The organism is Chryseobacterium populi (assembly GCF_000282115.1).
Taxonomy (GTDB): domain Bacteria; phylum Bacteroidota; class Bacteroidia; order Flavobacteriales; family Weeksellaceae; genus Chryseobacterium; species Chryseobacterium populi.
On record NZ_AKJY01000062.1, the window covers coordinates 1 to 15,194 of the forward strand.

A 15,194-nucleotide genomic window follows, 5' to 3' on the forward strand; every position below is an offset into this window, starting at 1 on the left:
CCCTGCCATGAAATTAAGCAGGCCTAAGAGATTACTGGTGATCGACAATATTGATACTCCGGTACCGGGATTGATCAGGGGATTGGATTTTGTAAAGATCAAAGGACACATCAACAATACCAACGGTACAGTGAATACCACATTCAACGGAAGGGTTGTTATTAATATTTTTGATAAGAGATTAAATAAGAAAACACTAAATAATGATGGTGGCCTTACTCCAATCCTTAATTATACTGAAGAAGGAAGTGCCATCGTAAAAGCGTCAGGAACTGCTGTAAATGGAGTGTTTACCGTTGAATTCTATGTTCCGAAAGATATCAACTACGCCGTTGGAGAAGGAAGAATATTGGGCTATGCCGATAACAAGGTTACGGATGTATTTAACAATCAATCTGTACAGGTGGGCGACATCAATCCGAACGGAATCAATGACAGCCAGCCTCCAAAAGTAAAGCTGTATATGAACAACACCAATTTCGCAAACGGAGGAATTACCGATCAGAACCCTATGCTGCTTGCATGTGTTACTGATGATACGGGAATAAATTCTACGGGCTCTGGTATCGGTCACGATATTACTGTATATTTGGACGGTCAAATTATTAACACCATTGTATTAAATGATTTTTATGCTTCGGGAGAAGGAAACGGATGCCTGAGCCCAAGTCTTGCAGACTACCAGAAAGGAAATGTAACCTACCCTTTCAGGAATCTTGCGACAGGACAACATCAATTAACATTTAAAGTTTGGGATATAAACAATAATTCGACAACAGAAACGTTAAACTTTGAAGTTAAGGATGAAGCCGATCAGCATCTGGTGATCAACAGACCATTAAACTGGCCGAACCCTTTCACCAATAAAACATATGTACAGTTTGAGCACAATTGTGATGATATACTGGATGTAAATGTTCAGATCTACACCATTACAGGAAAACTGGTAAAAACAATATCTCAGCCGGTGGTGGCAGAACCTTTCCTGCAGGGCTTCAGAACCCCTCGTCAGGCAATAGAATGGGACGGAAGAGATGATTTTGGTGCCACTGTTGCTAAAGGAACGTATATTTTTAAGATATTTGCAAAAAGTCAAAATCAAGAAAAATGCAAAGGAAGTGCTACAGCTGTAGAAAAAATGGTACTTTTGAAGTAAAATAAAACAACAATAAATAATCATATTAATAAAAAACTGATAATATATAAAAGACAACATATGAATTTAACTACTAAACTGCTTTTAGGAATTGGTATCAGCGCTGGTTTTTTAGGCTATTCGCAAGATTTAAGTCAGGTAAGACCTGTATTAACCGGAGCTCCATTTCTAAGAATCGCACCGGATGCAAGATCAGGAGGTATGGGAGACCAGGGTGTAGTTACCTCTCCGGATGCATTTTCCCAGTTCTGGAATGCAGCGAAATATCCTTTTAGCAGAACAAGTTCTTCCGTTGGGTTAAACTACACACCTTATATGGGGAAACTTACTAATGATGTATTTTTACTATATGGTGCATTCCATAAATTCTTAGGCCAGGATGAAAGATCTACCATTTCTGCAAGTATTTACTACTTCAATATGGGGCAGGTAGATTTAACACAGTTGGTAGGTTCAGAAGTAACTTCTATGGGTACTTCAAAACCAAACGAATTCTCAATTGATGTGGCTTATGCCCTGAAACTTTCTGATTCTTTCTCCGGTGCTGTTACTGGTAGATTTATCCGTTCAGATTTAGCCGGAGGCTTCAACACAGATACTACCCTTAAACCGGCAAACTCATTCGCAGTAGATGTTTCTGCATACTATACCTCTCCAAGATTCTCAAGTTTCGGAGGATATGACGGTAAATTAAATGCAGGTTTAGCCATTCAGAATGTAGGTCCGAAATTAGATTATACAGGAAATGAAGAATCAAGATCCTATCTTCCGACAATGGCAAGATTAGGAGTTGGATATGATATGTACCTGGATGATTTAAACAGAATCGGTTTAAGTGTTGAAGGTTCTAAAATTTTAGTACCGGGATCTGAATTCGTAGGAATGGATCCTAATACAAGGCAGCCTATTTATGAAGTACCTAATGTAGGCCCGATACAGGGGATCACCAAATCTTTCAAAAACAAAAACAGTATCATGTACAGTGGTGCTTTGGAATATTCCTATGACAATGCTTTTGCAGTAAGAACAGGTTATTTCCATGAAAGCGAAGAGCAGGGCGCAAGACAGTTTGCCACTGCCGGTATCGGTTTAAAATACCGTTCTTTCGGATTAGATATTTCTTATCTTATTAATATGTCTAAAATCAACACTGCTTTAGATAATACGCTTCGTTTCGGTTTAACATGGAATATCGGAGATGAAACCTCTAATGTTGATTATTAAAAAAATATAATACATAAGTTTACAAAAGTCTCATTTTTATGAGGCTTTTTTTATTTTCAATAAGTATTTTTGTATTATGAACTATTCGGCAGAGCTCAAAAAATTTGTAACCAGTCAATATGTATATTCTGCAATCAGAATTACATTAGCTACTGTTTTACCCTGCCTGGTTCTCGCTCACTTCGGAATATTAAAAGAATACTTCCTTTTTCCTCTCGGGACCAGCTTTGTGGCATTAACCGATCAGCCCGGCCCTTTTATCCGCAGAAGAAATGCATTGACTTTTGCCATAGTCTGCTTTGTGCTTGTCGCGCTGATTGCAAGCCTAGTGATGAATGTTAAAGTGCTGGTTCTTCTTGAAATCATTGTATTCGGGATGTTCTTCTCTCTGATTGGGGTTTACGGACAAAGGCTCGCTGCAGTAGGATCTTTATCCCTCGTTGTTCTGGCCATCTTTATTGACGGTCACCTTACCGGAAGTAATATTTACAAAAGCTTACTTATTTTTACCGCCGGCTGTGTCTGGTTTTTACTGATATTCCTTATTGTTACCACAATACAGCCTTATAAGCTGGCAAGCCAGATGATTGGTGAAAATTATCTCCAGTTAGCCGAATTTCTGAAAATAAAAGCCAATTATTATCAAAAAAATCCTGATTTCAACAAACTGACCACCCAGGTTATTGCAAAGCAGATTGAAATAAAAAACCTGCAGGAAGAAACCAGGGAAACGGTTTTCAAAACCAGAACCATCGTCAACGAATCTACCACAACAAGCAGATTGCTGATGCTGATGTTTCTGAATTCAATGGACCTTCATGAAAAACTAATGACTTCCGAAAGCGATTATCAGAAGCTTCAGCAAAGTTTTGAAGACAGTATGATATTGGTGAATATTCATGATTATCTTAATCTACTTTCTGAGGAAATCACTAATATCGGGATATCCCTTCAAATCGGAACCAGGGCAAAACCCATGTTTGACCTTGAGCTGGAGCTTAAAAATCTCAATTATATCTATTTCGACCTCAGAAATAAACAGATCACACCCGATAACTTTGAAAACTTTATGATCCTGCGTCAGATCCTGATGCGTATCAATGAAATCACCAAAGAAATTAATGAGATCTATAAAGTATTTTCACAGAATGTAAAACTGGCCAAAAGTCTTTCCACAGGATTAGACCTTAAAAAGTTTATGCCTAATGAAGAGAAACTGAACTTTAAAGTTTTAAAGAATAATATTTCCCTTTCTTCTTCACAGTTCCGGCATGCCATCCGTATTACAACAGCTTTGCTGATTGGATATATTTTCTCTCTTTTCCAGCTGTTACCCATCGGGCATACGTACTGGATATTGATTACGATTACCGCTATTTTAAAACCAGCCTACTCGATCACCAAACAGCGAAACAGACTTCGTCTCTACGGAACTATCGTTGGCGCTACAATTGCTTATATCATCCTGCATTTTATAGACATTAATGCGGTATTATTCACCATTCTTTTATTGAGCATGATCCTTTGTTTCAGCTTACTGAAAGGAAGGTATTTCTGGGCTGTGCTGTTCATGACGATCTACGTCTTCCTGAGCTTTAATTTTTTAAGCCCCGGAAAAATAGACATTATTTTCACAGACAGGATTGTAGATACCATCATTGCAGGGATTATCGCTTTTCTGGTTTCCTATATCGTGCTTCCGGTCTGGGAACATACCCAAAACCTGGATCTGATGAAAAAATCTGCAGCCAGCAACCTGATCTATTTCCAGAGTGTGATATCAAAATTCCTGCAGGATGATTTTGACATTGAAGACTATAAAGTAAAGCGTAAAAATGCAATCATTTCACTGGCTAACCTTTCGGATAATTTTCAGAGAATGATTTCCGAGCCTAAAAATCAGCAGAAAAAACTGGAGGTAGTTCATCAGTTTGTAGCAACCTCACACCTTATCACCGCTTATACCGCTTCCCTTTCCCAATATTCGAAAAGTGAAAGGAAATATCCCGAAATAGATGCTGAAAGCTGGAGCAGGAAAATAGAATCTGAAATGCAGCAGACCTCTACCCTTCTCAACGGTGAAAAGGTCAATGAAGCTCTTATCATGGAAAGCCGTCTTGAGCCTGAAGATTCTTCTATTGAAGACATGCTTCTGAAAAGAAAGACCGAAATTGAAGAAAATGAATCTTATGACCGGAGAGACCCTGAGAAAATTTCACGCTTAACAGAACTGAAAAATATCCATGACGTTCTGGAATTAATCTATGATGTAGCAAAAGAACAGAGAAAGGTAATTGAAAAGTATAAAAGCGAAACGTCTATTCCTCCACAATCGTAAAGCAGTAATCATCAAAAAATTCCACCCTTGCTTTAAACTCATCTGAAAACTGATCGCCATATACACGGCAGCTGATCTTATGAAGATGCTTTAACTCAAAAGGTTTTACTTCATAGTTTTTTTTCAGGGACCAGTATTTTGAATGATGAATTTTATACATGCTTTCTTTTACACTCCAGATAATAGTATAGAACGTATCTGCCTTATCTTCCGGAATAAACCCCCGCTCATTTTCATAGGTGAATTTATCAATCACCCTCAGGATCTTCGGATTGAATTTTTCAATATCGATCCCGATTTTTTTCTTAGAAATGGCAATAGAAGCGAATGGAAAAGAATGGGTAATGGAAATTTCCGCATCGTTGGGAGAAAGAAAAGGTTCCCTTTCTTTGTATAGGATTTTTGAATGGGGTTTCAGTCCTTTTAAAAGTTTACGCACCATTAATACCTCAAGCAGTTTTTTCGGATGATAGTCTCTCACCTTTTCAGCATTTTCAGGCTCTAAAAGTTCGTCAATATCCAGTTCTTCATTCTCATCATATTTCCAGATCAGAATCGTAGCGTTGTCATCAGAAAAATCCCGGTAAAGAGGCATTGTTTTTTTATTTGATAAAAATAGTAAAAAGAAGTGGATGGTAAAAATGGGAAGATGGAAGCGGGAGGATGGAAGTTAATATTAGGCTGTATATTTTTTTTGCAGTTAAAATTAAAAAGCGAAAATCTGTTCAATAAAGAATAAAAAGCTTTTCATTCAAACTCCATAAACTTCCTGCTTCCATCTTCCTGCTTCCATTCCTATTTATTTTGACTGATGGTTCACATCATTTCTATGCTCAAGAATCTCTAAGTTTTCATCTACAAAATAAGCGCTTCCAAACCCGTTTACATAAGAACCTTTAATGGGATGCAAACCGATCAGGATAAAATCTTTCATTTCGGAAATCACATCAACCACTTTTCCGTGAGTGACTTTTAACTTACCCACAATCTGATTCCATTCTTCCGTATCTCTTTCTATCTGGGAGACTACTGCCTCGATCGTTAAACGTTCCCGTGCATAAACCTGCTTTGTAGCAGCTTCGTCTTCTATAAACATTACTGAAGCGTTTCTTCCTTCTGAAAGATTTTTGGTATGTCTTGCCATGAAAGATACCAGAATATAAAATGCATTATCAATTTGTACAAAAGGAGCATAGCTGGAATTGGGGTTTCCTTCTGCATCTACTGTAGCTAAAATTATACTTTTAGTGTTTGCAATCAGCTCCTTTACTTTCGGGGTAAGTGGTTTGGTTTTTTTCTGGGCGTCTTCCTGTGTATTTGTATGATTCATAAATATAAAATTTGTTTTCACAAAAATACACTATTTAGAATCAAACTAAATAATTTTAAATCATGTATAATCTCATATAAATGAACTCCGGGTATCGTTTTTATATCTTAATTTTTAATTGTAATTTTGCACTTCATTATCAATTGAATTAAAACCTATTCATTACATATGAGTACTACAACACAATACATTCCTTATAAAGTTAAGGATATTTCCCTTGCAGAATGGGGACGAAAAGAAATTACCCTTGCAGAAGCCGAAATGCCGGGTCTGATGTCAATCCGTGAAGAATACGGACCGTCTCAGCCGCTTAAAGGTGCAAGAATTGCAGGATGTCTTCACATGACGATCCAAACTGCCGTACTTATCGAGACACTGGTAGCTTTGGGAGCTGAGGTTACCTGGTCTTCCTGTAATATTTTCTCTACCCAGGATCATGCTGCTGCTGCCATTGCTGCTGCAGGAATTCCGGTTTATGCATGGAAAGGCTTAAACGAAGAGGAATTTGACTGGTGTATTGAGCAGACTTTATTCTTCGGTGAAGACAGAAAACCGTTAAATATGATTCTGGATGATGGTGGAGATTTAACCAATATGGTTTTTGACAAATACCCTCAGTTCACAAAAGATATCAAAGGACTTTCTGAAGAAACGACTACCGGAGTACACAGACTGTACGAAAGAATGAAAAACGGAACCCTGGTAATGCCTGCCATCAACGTAAACGATTCTGTTACCAAATCTAAATTTGACAACAAATACGGATGTAAAGAATCTGCAGTGGATGCTGTAAGAAGAGCTACAGACGTAATGTTAGCCGGAAAAAGAGTAGTCGTTTGCGGATACGGGGATGTAGGTAAAGGTACTGCTGCTTCATTCAGAGGAGCAGGTTCTATCGTTACTGTTACTGAAATTGACCCGATCTGTGCTTTACAGGCTGCAATGGACGGTTATGAAGTAAAAAGATTGGATACTGTAGTTGATAACGCGGATATCATCATTACAACAACCGGTAACTTCAACATTGTAAGAGGAGAGCACTTCCTTAAAATGAAAGATAAAGCCATCGTTTGTAACATCGGTCACTTCGATAATGAAATCGATATGGCATGGTTAAACAAAAACTACGGTCACACTAAATCTGAAGTTAAGCCACAGGTAGATATCTACACTTTGGAAGGCGGTAAAGAAGTAATCATTCTTGCAGAAGGAAGATTGGTAAACTTAGGCTGTGCAACAGGACACCCGAGCTTTGTAATGTCTAATTCTTTCTCTAACCAGACTCTGGCCCAGATCGAACTTTGGAATAATTCTGAAGCTTACGGAAACGAAGTTTATATGTTACCAAAACATTTAGATGAAAAAGTAGCGGCTTTACATCTTAAAAAATTAAGTGTTGAATTGGAGGTTCTTTCTCCTGAACAAGCTGATTATATTGGTGTTGATGTAAAAGGGCCATTCAAACCTGAATATTACAGATACTAAATTGCAGTCCTTTTTAAGGATTCAAAATACAACTCTCCAACTTTTTTGGGGAGTTTTTTATTTGAAATCACATCTAAAATTTATATAAATTAAAAAAAACAGATTACAACAGGCTTATTGTTAAAAAATTGTACAATTTTATTTATTTTCATACATTTATTTCGCAAAACATTGATATATGTATAAAAAACTAATAATGTTCTTTTTTTTCATCATAAGTCTGCAGTGTATCAAGGCTCAAAACGAATTTACAACCGTCTGGAAACCGGGAAATATTCAGCCTCCAAGCAATGGAGTTCCTTATAGCTCATCTGCTACCCAGGCATGGCTGCCGGTAAGAGGAAACGATTATACCATTTCGTGGGAAGAAGTTGGATATCCTTTACATCAGGCAACTCTTACCAGTGTCACCACAACATACCAGATTTTATTAGATTTCGGAGCTCCTTTAAATCCTGATCCGCAAAACGCCACTTACAGGGTAAAAATCAGCAATGGAAGTGGAAATTTCTACCAGATCCGGTTCGTTGATTCAAATCTTTTCCCCGTAAGCAATCCGGTTGGGGATACTCAAAAATTAATTAATATAGAGCAATGGGGCACCATCGCATGGTCTTCAATGCGGGAAGCTTTTTCAGGATGCAGCTTTATGGATGTCACGGCTACAGATCTCCCCAATCTATCCAATGTTCATGATATGCATAATATGTTCTTTTTCTGTTCTCAACTGACAGGAAACCCAACTATTAATAACTGGAATATTTCCGGTGTCACCGATCTGCAGGGCACATTTATGGGATGTTCACTATTTAACCAACCTGTGGGAAACTGGGATACTTCCAATGTAGAGACCCTGGCCTATCTTTTTTTCGGAGCTACTGTTTTCAATCAACCACTTGCCAACTGGAATACTTCAAACGTAAAGCTCATGACTGCCATGTTTCATAGTGCTGAAGAGTTTAATCAGCCCATTGGAAACTGGGACCTGTCTGAAAATGTAAACTGTGAATTTATGTTTGCGAATGCACTTACATTTAACCAGCCGATCGGAAACTGGGATATCTCCAACCTGATCGAAACGGATCATATGTTTTATAATGCTGCTGTTTTCAACCAGGATATCGGGAACTGGGATACCAGCAATGTTACCAATATGAATGGCATGTTCAGTGATGCAACTGCTTTCAATCAGAATATCAGGAACTGGGATGTAAGCAATACAATATATATGTCTCAGATGTTCCAGAATGCAAAAAGCTTTAACCAGGATATCGGGATATGGGATACCAGCAATGTATATGGCTTTGTAGATATGTTTAACGGCGCTTCTCATTTTAATCAGAATTTAGGACAGTGGAATTTAGGTTCACTATTGTATGCCCAAAATATGTTTTTAAACTCAGGCTTAAACTGCCAGAACTACAATGATACCCTTCATGGCTGGAATCTGAATACTGCAACGCCTAATAATATCAATCTTTCCAGCGCTTCTCCGCTGATCTATTCAAGTGCCCAGGCCGTAGCTGCCCGGAATAATTTAATTAATAATAAAGGATGGACAATTACAGGAGATATTTACAATGCAGAGTGTACGGTGTTATCAACTTCAGACACAGCAGCAGCAAATGCTGTTGAGATTTATCCCAATCCGGCAACAGACTTTATTTATATTAAAAACATGAAAGAATCCTGTAACTATAAAATTTTTGATACCAGCGGAAGAATCGTGCTTCAGGGTCTTTTGAACGGAGAAAACATTAATGTAAGCTCATTAATCAAAGGAAATTATATTATACAGGCGATCTCAAAAGATAAAACCTGTTCTTTGAAGCTTATCAAAAAATAACCACCAACAGATCAGCAAGGTCTTCAAAAATCCGACTAAATTTTAAATATGCTTAAAAAACTTTTAGCCCTTATTCTCTTTGTCATTTTATTTCAGATCATCAGTGCCCAAGATGAATTTATTACCGTCTGGAAACCCGGATCTTCCCAGCAGATTAATTTTCCGGGAAGAGGAACCAACTTTACCGTTTACTGGGAAGAGGTAGGATATCCGCAGCATAACGGTAGCCTGACTCACGTCACATCAACATTGGAGTTTCCTGTTAATTTTGGAGTTCCTCTGAACCCTGCTCCTGCAAATGCCACTTACCGCATTAAAATCAGCAACGGAAACGGAAATTTCGACCGGGTGAGATTTTTTGACGGCACACTTACTCCCGGTTATACCAATGCTGACCATACAAAAATTATAGACATTGCCCAATGGGGGAATATACAATGGAAAAGCTTTGAAGATGCTTTCGTGTTTTGCACCAATTTAGATGTCAGTGCTCCCGATGCCCCTGATCTGAGTCTTGTAACCAGTATGAAACAGATGTTTTATTTATGCTTCTCATTGGTGGGAAATCCCAGCTTTAATACATGGGATACTTCAACAGTTACAACGATGTTTTATATGTTCGGGGATAATACCTTATTTAACCAGCCTATTGGTAACTGGAATGTTTCAAATGTTACCGATATATCTTACATGTTTGATTATGCAATGAATTTCAACTACCCGCTGGAAAGCTGGAACACCTCTAACGTAACCAGTATGATCCACATGTTTCACGGTGCCTCATCTTTTAACCAGAATCTGAAAAGCTGGGATACCTCCAAAGTAACCACTATGGAAGAAATGTTTCATGAAGCCAGCAGCTTCAATCAAAATCTTGGACAGTGGAATTTAACCGCTTTGGCACAGGCACAAAATATGTTTCTAAACTCAGGGCTGAATTGTCAGAACTATGACAATACCCTGTATGGATGGAGTATGAATCCAGCAACTCCAAACAATATCAATCTTGCCAGTGCTTCACCTTTGGTCTATGCTGCACCTTTTGCCGTAAACGCAAGAAATAATCTGACCAGCATCAAAGGATGGATAATATTGGCAGATACTTACAATAATCAGTGTTCTTCCCAGCTATCTACCATTGAGGTGTCAGCCGGAAACGGAATTGTCGTTTACCCCAATCCTGCAAAAGATGTCATTTATGTAAAAAATGCTGCTCAGGCAGAAAAATATAGGATACTTGATGCTTCAGGCAGAATTTTAGCAGGAAAAACTCTGACAGCTAATTCCATTGATATCCGGTTTTTAAATCCCGGAAATTATATGCTGCAAATCATTACCAAAGAGAGAATCCAGAATTTTAAATTCATTAAAAAATAAAAAAAGCCTCACTAAAAAATTTAGTGAGGCTTCTTTATTATCACCTGTTTTATTTGTCATACTGATTAGGGTGCATCTCTTTGATATCATCCACAGTACCCAATACTTTATCTTTCAAAGAGTCCTGGTATTGCTGAAGTTTATGAGCAACCTTTTCATTTCCGCTTCCCAAAATTTTAGCCGCCAGAATTCCGGCATTCAGGGCTCCGTTTAAAGCGACTGTAGCTACAGGAATCCCTCCCGGCATCTGAAGAATTGACAATACGGAATCCCAACCGTCAATAGAATTGCTTGATAAGATGGGAACTCCAATCACGGGAAGTGTTGTACAGCTTGCCACCATTCCCGGAAGATGGGCTGCTCCGCCTGCTCCGGCAACAATGACTTTCAGTCCTCTTTCCTGAGCCGTTTTCGCATAATCAAACATTCTTTCCGGTGTTCTGTGAGCCGATACCACCGTAAGCTCATACGGAATATCCAGGCTTTTCAGAAAATTTGCAGCTTGTTCCATAATCGGTAAGTCACTCTGACTTCCCATAATAATTCCTACCATCTTCAATTTATTAGATTTTCAAAGATAAAAATTAAAATCTGTTTTTTAAAAATAACTGCGCTTTCAGAAAAATATAAAAAGAAACAACGGATGTGAAGAATAGTAATAGACATTATTGAGTAAGGATCATTTATTTTATCAAAGTCAGTTCTGTTTGAAATCAGCTCAAAATAAATATCTTTGCAACACACCATTTCATAGATATTTTGAAAGATTCCAGGCTTATTTTTGCAGTTCTTACCGTTGCCATTGTGTGGGGAACCACTTTTTTATCCATCCGCGTTGCCGTTGAAACCATTCCGGCCTGGTTTGTTGCCGGAATACGTCAGTTTCTGGCTTCCATCATTATGCTTTTCATTCTTCTTTACAGGAAAGAATTCAAATGGATCGGCTGGAGGAATTTAAAATACCAGATTATTTTTTCCATACTGATGCTCGTTATTGCCAACGGAATGACAACTGTTGCTGAAGAAACGATAACCAGCAGTTTAGCTTCACTCATTAGTGCTACCTCTCCTATTCTGGTTTTTCTGGGCAGTGTGGCAATCGGGTTACAGAAATTCAGTATCAGAGCTTCAATAGGTGTTCTGATGTGCTTTTGTGGGATCCTGTTCATTTTTTGGGACGGCCTCAAAGATTTTGCCAATACGGAATATACCACCGGAATTATCTTTTTGTTTATCGCCATTGCAGGTTGGGCATCAGGAACTATTTTCACTAAAAAACTGAATATCCAGAGTGGAAATATTACCCTAAACCTTTTTTACCAGTTTGCATTTGCCGGAATTCTTCAGATTATTTTTGCCTTCTTATTTTCTGAGAATTATAATTTCGGGAACTGGACTTTCAAAAGTGTTTCTGCTATGATCTACCTTGCTGTTTTTGGTTCTGTGGCTGCATTTTTTGCTTTTCATTATGCTCTCACCAGAATATCTCCGGTTCAGGTTTCCATCCTTGCTTATGTCAATACTATTATATCGATATTTTTAAGCTGGCTGATTCTTGGGGAAGTGATTTCCGTTAAATTTATTCTGGCGGCTGTTTTAATTATTTTAGGGGTGTTTATTATTAATTACAATCCTGAAATGTTCAAAAAATCTAAGATAAAAAGCTCTTAATTTCCAGCAAACCACTTTCCCGTTTGTATTTTTTTGACTATATTGTTTACATCAATTCTTACAATATGGTTAAAAAAATTTTGCTGATCCTGCTGATTATCCCATTTTTTCTGATGAGCTGCAACGATACTCAAAAGGAAAAAAACATCGTTGAAAGAGAACAGCAGCTCCTTGAAAAAGAAAAATTATTTGCCCAGAAAGAGTCGGAATACCAGGCTTTACTAAAAATGAGAGACAGTGTCTTTGCTAAAAAGGATTCTGTACAGATAACGGTATGGCCCGCAGAAATAGCCGGTTCCTGGAACGGAAAAGTGATCTGTACCGAATCCAATTGCAGCGACTATGTTGTAGGTGATCAGCGGACAGATACCTGGGAATTTGACAGTGATTCGACACAACTGGTGGCCAAAATCATCAACAATAATAACCTGGTAAGACTGTATTCGGGGAAGTTTGAAAGTAATGAGGTTAAGCTTAATTTCAAAACCGATTCCACCGCTAAAAAAAATGTGGAAATGAACGTTCGTCTCAATGATATTTCCGACACCAAGATCAAGGGTACCAGAACCATTTCGGTAGATAATACCTGCCTGGCAAAATTCTCTGTTGAACTGACCCGTTCTTCCAAATAAAAAACATTTATGATTGTATTGAGCATACACAACCTGAGCTTTCCGATAGAAGATCCTGTTTTGAAATTCTTAGTGGTACTGATTATTATTCTTGCTGCTCCCCTTTTACTGAATAAAATAAAAGTTCCTCACTTATTGGGACTGATTATTGCCGGAGCTGTAATAGGCCCAAACGGCTTTAATATCCTGGCAAGAGACAGCAGTATAGTTGTCACCGGAACAACCGGATTGCTTTATATTATGTTTTTAGCAGGCCTGGAAATCGATATGGGAGATTTCAAAAAAAATAAGTGGAAAAGCCTCACCTTTGGAATCTATACTTTTACCGTTCCTTTTATTTTAGGATTTCTGGGAGCGTATTATCTTTTACATTTTTCATTACTGACTTCCATTCTTTTTGCGAGCTTATTTTCGTCACATACCCTTATCGCCTATCCTTTGGTAAGCAAGCTGGGAATTGCAAAAAACCTTGCCGTTAACATTACCGTCGGCGGAACAATGATTACAGATGTTTTAGCCCTATTGGTTCTGGCTATCATCGTAGGAATGTCACAGGGTGATGTGGGAACCGAATTCTGGGTAAAGCTGTCGGTCTCATTTATCATTTTCGGGCTTATTGTTTTACTGGTATTCCCAATTATCGGCCGTTGGTTTTTCAAAAAAGTGGATGATAAAATTTCACAATATATTTTTGTCCTGGTGATGATTTATCTGGCCGCCTTGCTGGCTGAGCTTGCAGGAGTGGAGGCCATTATCGGAGCTTTTTTTGCAGGGTTAGCTTTAAACAGGCTTATTCCTCACACCTCTTCACTGATGAACAGAGTAGAATTTGTCGGAAACGCAATTTTTATCCCTTTCTTTCTAATCAGTGTCGGAATGCTGATTGATTTTAAAGTTTTTTATCAAAGCCTGGAAACCCTCGAAGTTGCAGGAATTATGCTGATCGCTTCCATTGGCGGAAAATATTTATCGGCTGTAGCCACTCAGAAAACATTCCGGCTTTCCAAAGATGAAGGGAAGCTTATTTTCGGACTGAGCTCAGCTTCGGCAGCAGCAACCCTGGCTTCTGTGATGGTAGGCTACAACATTATCATCTCTGAAACCGAAACGGGAGAACCTGTACGATTGCTCAATGAACATGTGCTGAACGGAAGTATCTTACTGATTTTAGTTTCCTGTACAATTTCCTCATTTATATCCATGTCAAGCGCTCAGAAGATTGCAGAGAGTGACAATGAAGATACCGTATCCGGCAACAGCCATGAAGAAGAAAGCATTTTGCTGGCAATTAACCATGAAGAGACTGTGGAACGTATGGTGAACCTCGGGATCCTGATCAAAGCCCACACCAACACAGAGGATCTTTTTGCCCTGAACGTTATCAATGAAGATAAAAATGAATCTTCGGTAAAAAATGCCGAAAAGCTTTTACACCAGGCTGCAGATGCAGCTGCTGCAGCGGATGTTATTTTACAGCCTTTGAAAAGATATGATAATGATGTGATTAATGGGGTCAACAACGTGATTAAGGAGCAGAAAATTACCGATCTTATTATTGGCCTTGAAGATGAAAAAGGGTTCTCCCCTTCTTTTGTTTATAATTTATACAACGGTTATCTTCAGAATGATGATGTGAATGTACTGGTTTATCATGCTGCACAGCCCCTTTCAACCATTAAAAAATACGCCGTGATGATTCCGGAAAATGCCCATAAAGAAGCAGGATTCTTCCATGCTTTGCTCAGGGTATGGAATATTGCCCGGAATTCCGGGGCCACCATGGTTTTCTACGCTTCAGAAAACATCCAGGATATTTTACGGCGGATTATCAAAAAAGCCAATATAGAAGCCGAATTTATCATTATGAATACCTGGCGCGACGGAGAAAAAACCGCTGTACAGCTAAAAGAAGATGAAGCGCTTATTGTTTTAATGGCCAAGAGAGGAATGCAATCCTACATTCCGCAGATGAGGCTCATTCCCGAGCTTCTGAATCAATATTTAAATGATAACAATTATTTACTTATTTTCCCTTTTTCTGAATACGATAAAAACAGCCCGGAAATACGCTCTGTAGGAAATCATGGCGATTTTATGGAGATCGGGAATGTGATTCAGAAGATATTTAAATAAAT

At 38.3% G+C, this 15,194-nt stretch carries 11 protein-coding genes and 1 pseudogene; 9 read left to right on the plus strand and 3 right to left on the minus strand.

Annotation, left to right across the window (positions count from 1 at the left end):
- The 3 genes and pseudogenes from PMI13_RS14160 to PMI13_RS14170 all read left to right on the plus strand — a co-directional run.
- Positions 1–1,156: pseudogene (locus PMI13_RS14160) on the plus strand (type IX secretion system sortase PorU); the annotation flags it as partial.
- Between the two features lie 60 nt (positions 1,157–1,216).
- A complete protein-coding gene (porV, locus tag PMI13_RS14165; protein WP_007844859.1) occupies positions 1,217–2,380 on the plus strand; it encodes a type IX secretion system outer membrane channel protein PorV in 1,164 nt (387 codons plus the stop codon).
- 76 nt (positions 2,381–2,456) lie between these two features.
- Positions 2,457–4,718 carry an FUSC family membrane protein gene (locus PMI13_RS14170; RefSeq protein WP_007844860.1) on the plus strand — a complete coding sequence of 754 codons (2,262 nt, stop codon included), beginning with the start codon at positions 2,457–2,459 and terminating at the stop codon, positions 4,716–4,718.
- On the opposite strand, the gene PMI13_RS14175 is transcribed toward PMI13_RS14170, so the two are convergent.
- Positions 4,699–5,313 carry a 4'-phosphopantetheinyl transferase family protein gene (locus tag PMI13_RS14175; RefSeq protein WP_007844861.1) on the minus strand — a complete coding sequence of 205 codons (615 nt, stop codon included), beginning with the start codon at positions 5,311–5,313 and terminating at the stop codon, positions 4,699–4,701. The two genes, PMI13_RS14170 and PMI13_RS14175, sit on opposite strands and share 20 nt — an antisense overlap.
- Positions 5,314–5,517: 204 nt before the next feature.
- Positions 5,518–6,048, minus strand: coding sequence for a pyridoxamine 5'-phosphate oxidase family protein (locus tag PMI13_RS14180; RefSeq protein WP_034670172.1), 531 nt, complete (start codon positions 6,046–6,048; stop codon positions 5,518–5,520).
- Positions 6,049–6,216: 168 nt separating this feature from the next.
- On the opposite strand from PMI13_RS14180, the gene ahcY reads away from it, so the two are divergent.
- The 3 genes from ahcY to PMI13_RS14195 all read left to right on the plus strand — a co-directional run bounded on the left by ahcY (position 6,217) and on the right by PMI13_RS14195 (position 10,756).
- Complete coding sequence (gene ahcY / locus PMI13_RS14185) at positions 6,217–7,533, plus strand: adenosylhomocysteinase (protein WP_007844863.1); 1,317 nt, start codon at positions 6,217–6,219, stop codon at positions 7,531–7,533.
- Between the two features lie 178 nt (positions 7,534–7,711).
- Positions 7,712–9,379, plus strand: coding sequence for a BspA family leucine-rich repeat surface protein (locus PMI13_RS20715; protein ID WP_051957068.1), 1,668 nt, complete (start codon positions 7,712–7,714; stop codon positions 9,377–9,379).
- Between the two features lie 48 nt (positions 9,380–9,427).
- Positions 9,428–10,756, plus strand: a complete 1,329-nt coding sequence (locus tag PMI13_RS14195; protein ID WP_007844865.1) for a BspA family leucine-rich repeat surface protein — start codon at positions 9,428–9,430, stop codon at positions 10,754–10,756.
- A 49-nt stretch (positions 10,757–10,805) separates the two neighbouring features.
- Here the strand turns inward: PMI13_RS14195 and purE are convergent, their stop codons facing one another.
- Positions 10,806–11,309 (minus strand): 5-(carboxyamino)imidazole ribonucleotide mutase, encoded by a 504-nt coding sequence (gene purE, locus PMI13_RS14200; RefSeq protein ID WP_007844866.1) that lies wholly within the window; start codon positions 11,307–11,309, stop codon positions 10,806–10,808.
- Between the two features lie 206 nt (positions 11,310–11,515).
- On the opposite strand from purE, the gene PMI13_RS14210 reads away from it, so the two are divergent.
- The 3 genes from PMI13_RS14210 to PMI13_RS14220 all read left to right on the plus strand — a co-directional run bounded on the left by PMI13_RS14210 (position 11,516) and on the right by PMI13_RS14220 (position 15,192).
- Positions 11,516–12,427: a DMT family transporter gene (locus tag PMI13_RS14210; RefSeq protein ID WP_007844868.1), complete on the plus strand. Its 912-nt coding sequence runs from the start codon at positions 11,516–11,518 to the stop codon at positions 12,425–12,427.
- A gap of 65 nt (positions 12,428–12,492) precedes the next feature.
- Positions 12,493–13,059 (plus strand): hypothetical protein, encoded by a 567-nt coding sequence (locus PMI13_RS14215; protein WP_034670173.1) that lies wholly within the window; start codon positions 12,493–12,495, stop codon positions 13,057–13,059.
- 9 nt (positions 13,060–13,068) lie between these two features.
- Positions 13,069–15,192: a cation:proton antiporter gene (locus tag PMI13_RS14220; protein WP_007844872.1), complete on the plus strand. Its 2,124-nt coding sequence runs from the start codon at positions 13,069–13,071 to the stop codon at positions 15,190–15,192.
- The last annotated feature ends 2 nt before the right edge of the window (positions 15,193–15,194 follow it).

What these genes read in the sequence shown, in the direction of transcription:
- PMI13_RS14215 (WP_034670173.1), top strand. Translation starts at nt 12,493, where the DNA reads ATGGTTAAAAAAATTTTGCTGATCCTGCTGATTATCCCATTTTTTCTG.
- PMI13_RS14180 (WP_034670172.1), bottom strand. Translation starts at nt 6,048, where the DNA reads ATGAATCATACAAATACACAGGAAGACGCCCAGAAAAAAACCAAACCA.
- purE (WP_007844866.1), bottom strand. Translation starts at nt 11,309, where the DNA reads ATGGTAGGAATTATTATGGGAAGTCAGAGTGACTTACCGATTATGGAA.
- PMI13_RS14220 (WP_007844872.1), top strand. Translation starts at nt 13,069, where the DNA reads ATGATTGTATTGAGCATACACAACCTGAGCTTTCCGATAGAAGATCCT.
- PMI13_RS14170 (WP_007844860.1), top strand. Translation starts at nt 2,457, where the DNA reads ATGAACTATTCGGCAGAGCTCAAAAAATTTGTAACCAGTCAATATGTA.
- PMI13_RS20715 (WP_051957068.1), top strand. Translation starts at nt 7,712, where the DNA reads ATGTATAAAAAACTAATAATGTTCTTTTTTTTCATCATAAGTCTGCAG.
- ahcY (WP_007844863.1), top strand. Translation starts at nt 6,217, where the DNA reads ATGAGTACTACAACACAATACATTCCTTATAAAGTTAAGGATATTTCC.
- porV (WP_007844859.1), top strand. Translation starts at nt 1,217, where the DNA reads ATGAATTTAACTACTAAACTGCTTTTAGGAATTGGTATCAGCGCTGGT.
- PMI13_RS14175 (WP_007844861.1), bottom strand. Translation starts at nt 5,313, where the DNA reads ATGCCTCTTTACCGGGATTTTTCTGATGACAACGCTACGATTCTGATC.
- PMI13_RS14195 (WP_007844865.1), top strand. Translation starts at nt 9,428, where the DNA reads ATGCTTAAAAAACTTTTAGCCCTTATTCTCTTTGTCATTTTATTTCAG.